This is a genomic window from Streptomyces sp. NPDC001709 (genome assembly GCF_053596375.1).
Genome location: NZ_JBSFGB010000132.1, coordinates 1 through 2,436 on the forward strand (window position 1 = coordinate 1; position 2,436 = coordinate 2,436).

3 protein-coding genes are annotated in these 2,436 nt (G+C 62.8%); all 3 read right to left on the reverse strand.

The window, feature by feature from the left end:
• On the reverse strand, window positions 1-956 hold a 956-nt coding region (locus ACWC0C_RS48215), incomplete at its 3' end, for an MFS transporter (protein WP_450871531.1).
• 49 nt (window positions 957-1,005) lie between these two features.
• A complete protein-coding gene (locus ACWC0C_RS48220; RefSeq protein WP_450871532.1) occupies window positions 1,006-1,764 on the reverse strand; it encodes a GntR family transcriptional regulator in 759 nt (252 codons plus the stop codon).
• A gap of 301 nt (window positions 1,765-2,065) precedes the next feature.
• The gene (locus ACWC0C_RS48225; RefSeq protein ID WP_450871533.1) at window positions 2,066-2,371 is read right to left on the reverse strand and encodes a DUF6191 domain-containing protein; all 306 of its coding nucleotides are present in this window, start codon (window positions 2,369-2,371) and stop codon (window positions 2,066-2,068) included.
• Window positions 2,372-2,436 lie beyond the last annotated feature (65 nt).

Sequence of the window (2,436 nt, forward strand, 5' to 3'; positions counted from 1 at the left end):
GCAGCCACATACACGCTCCAACCCGCTCGGGCCAACGGCATGAGCGCGGTCAACGGACAGGTAACCAGCGACGCCAGCCAGATGACCGGACCTTGCCCGACCCGCTTGGAGACCCTGGTTGCCAACAGTGCACCCAGCAAGGCACCACAACCCATCCCTGAGAAAATGAGGCCGATACCAAAGGACTGGAGACCAATCTCCCGCTCCAAAAAGACCAGCAACATGGTCTGATACATGACCAGGAAGAGGTTGAATACCGCGTCCCCCAGCATGATCGCACGGAGGGTAGGGTACTTGACGACGAACTTCAGCCCTTCCTTGATCTCGCGATCCAACTGAGGATGCTCGCTCGGCTCGGGCTTCTCTTCGCGTTTCCTGATGGTAATCGCGAGCAGCCCCGACATAGCCATCCCGGCCGAACTCACCAAAAGCGTTGCAGGAGCTCCAACCAGGCCGACCAGCGGCCCCGCCACCGTCGGCCCGCTGATACTGGTCACCGAGCGTATGGCCGACAGTTTTGAGTTTCCTTCCACGAGATTGCTGCGTCCCACCAAGTGCGGGAGATAGCTGACGTACGCAACATCGAAGAAGACAGTCAAGACTCCATGAACCACGGCGACTGCATAGAGCCACCAGATGGTGAGAAGGCCCGCCCACCATGCCACCGGAACCGTCGAGAGGAACAGCGCGCGAGCGAGATCAGTGCTGATCATCACCGATCGCTTCCGCATGCGGTCCACCCACGCGCCTGCCGGTAACCCGACCAGGAGCGATCCTGCCGAAGTCATCGCGGTCAGTAAGCCCACCTGGAACTCGTCGGCATGCAATACCGCGATGGCAACCAGAGGCAAAGCCAGAAAGATGATGCGGTCGCCTAACTGACCCAGCGCAGTGGCGGCAAACAATCGCCCAAAGTCCCGATTGCGTAAGAGGCCGAGCCGGGAGGATTTCGCCATGAAATACCCTACTGTCGAATTGCCGATGTCCCTCTGCTGGCTTCAACGACTACGGATGGTCGACTCCGAACTCGTAGACCACTTCCCGGCACATGTCCGGAATGACCATGTCAGCTGTTTCCACCGGGCGTCCGTCCGTGTCGAAGATGGTCCGCTCGATCTGCAGCACGAGGTCTCCCACGCTGATCCCCAGGAGGTTCGCCTGGACCTGGGTGGCACGGGCCGGGCGCGGCACCTCGACCACAGTTGAGATGACCACGCCAATGGAACGCATGCGCTCGACCACCCCCTTACCCGCCAGGGGACCCATCTCGGGCAGCACAATCGGCGTTCCATCCGTGATAGCCATCGGCTCCCAGGATTCGGAAAGCTGGACAGGTTGCCCGTCGGCAAGGAACTCGTAATGAGTACAGACACAGAGGTCCCCGGGGCTGATGGCGAGCCGCTCGGCGATTGGCTCAGGGGCGGGGACGCGGACCTGGCTGTGTGAATCCCAGGCGTCGGCCCTGCCCCGCTCCCTCCTGTCCTGCCAAGGGAGAGAACCCTCCCGGCGTTCGCGGTGCCGCGAGCGGATCAGTCGGAGGCGCTCTCGCGGTGTGCGGACGTAGGTGCCCGAGCCGGCGCGTCCTTCGAGGAGACCCTCGATGATCAATCGGTCCATGGCCCTCTGTATGACGTTGCGTCCGAACCCGTACTCCACGGCAAGCCGTGCCCGGGACGGCAGGCGCTCTCCGATCTTCCACTCTCCGGCGAGAATCCGCGCGCGCAGCACGTCGGCTACTGCGAGGTACGGTGCCTCTCGGGGCATGGATGATCCTCCGGTTGTCCTGCTCTGCGGCAGCTGGTCATTCCCAGGGGGCGTTGGCAAGTTACTGCACCAGGAAAAAGCTGCTGGAGTAGAAATACGCTTCGAGCTCATGCGCCTACGGAGGTAGTCGGCGAGCAGACCAACTGTTGGTGATCGGCTGCCAAGGCGCGGACATGGCGTGCTGGTGCGGGCAGCGGTCCGGCAAGATGACCGGCTTGTGTCGGTCCGTGGATGCGTAGGGCTGGAGGAAGCCGAGAACTCCTCGCAGCCGTGCACGGACGGATGGCGACGTGCCTAACCGTTACGGCCCGTCGTACCTGCTCGTGGCGCTCTGCGCGGGGCGGATAACCGCCTTGCCGGAGTCGAGGTCAATAGAGCTGAGGGGTGCACCGGATTCGGCGTCGTCCCGGAGGACAAGTTGGCGTTCCCGCTCCTGTTGCACGTGCCGCTGTGACGGATGGAGGAGCTCGCCCCATGCCACAGCACTGGATACTCCGCCGCCGCCATGCCTGCGCCGCCGCCAGCCGACCCAGGTAAAGAGGATCAGCCATAGGCAGATGACGACACTGCCAGTCGTAAGGAGCAAGGGTTCTCGCCTTCCGGGCACCGATGGTTCGTGCTGACAGTCTGCTGACAGCGGTGCACAACTGCCAGTGCAAGCCGAGCCAATGA